The sequence below is a fragment of the Mesorhizobium sp. M0659 genome (assembly GCF_040320605.1).
GTDB lineage: Bacteria > Pseudomonadota > Alphaproteobacteria > Rhizobiales > Rhizobiaceae > Mesorhizobium.
This window is the reverse complement of record NZ_JAMYPY010000060.1, coordinates 1-847: the sequence shown is the minus strand read 5'-3', so window position 1 is coordinate 847 and position 847 is coordinate 1. Positions and strand designations below refer to the sequence as shown.

The following is an 847-nucleotide window of genomic DNA, read 5'->3' as shown; positions in this document are numbered from 1 at the left end:
AGGTGTGCCGTTGAAACATGTTCTTGTCATTGACGATGATGCCGCAATGCGGCGCCTCATCGCCGAGTATCTCACGATGCATGCCCTGAAGGTAACCGCAGTCCACGATAGCAAGCAGTTTGACTATGTTCTTTCACGTGAGCCAGTCGATCTCGTGGTTGTCGACCTTAACCTAGGCCGGGAGGATGGACTTGCGATCGTCCGCAATCTGGCGACAAAATCGGATGTTCCTATCATAGTGATCAGCGGCGACCGGCTTGATGAGGCGGAAAAAGTGGTTGCACTGGAGCTCGGCGCAACCGATTTCATTCCCAAGCCTTTCGGGATGCGCGAATTCTTGGCCCGCATTCGAGTAGCGCTACGCCAGCGCATTTCTAGTCCGCGAACCAGAGAGCAGCGCTCATTTCGCTTTGGGGCCTGGAAGCTCAGCGTGAAGCAGCGGCGACTGATCTGTGCGGAGCGTGGCGAGGTCAAGCTTACCGCATGTGAGTTCAATCTGTTGATCGCATTTCTGGAGAACCCCCGCAACGTGCTATCCAGAGAACGGCTTTTGCTCGCGAGCCGAGTGCGTGGAGAAGAGGTGTACGATCGAAGTATCGATGTCCTAATCATGCGCTTGCGCCGAAAGCTGGAGGCTGATGCGGCCAACCCTCGCCTGGTCAAAACATCCCGTGGCGCAGGGTACTTCTTCAACGCTGACGTAGATGTTAGCTACGGAGGCACGTTGGCCGCGTGACAGTGAGCTATGCTGGAGATTGGGGTGACGAGGCTGATCAAGCCTTCCAACAGTACCAGCCTGATCAATTACGGCGAGAGCTACCGGTCCGGAGATCGCATCAGCCCCTCT

General features: G+C 56.1%; 1 protein-coding gene. It reads left to right on the top strand.

All coding sequences use genetic code 11. The features are described 5' to 3' along the window. Nucleotides 1-10: 10 nt before the first annotated feature. Nucleotides 11-736: a two-component system response regulator VirG gene (gene virG / locus NKI31_RS31790; protein WP_023685159.1), complete on the top strand. Its 726-nt coding sequence runs from the start codon at nt 11-13 to the stop codon at nt 734-736. The last annotated feature ends 111 nt before the right edge of the window (nt 737-847 follow it).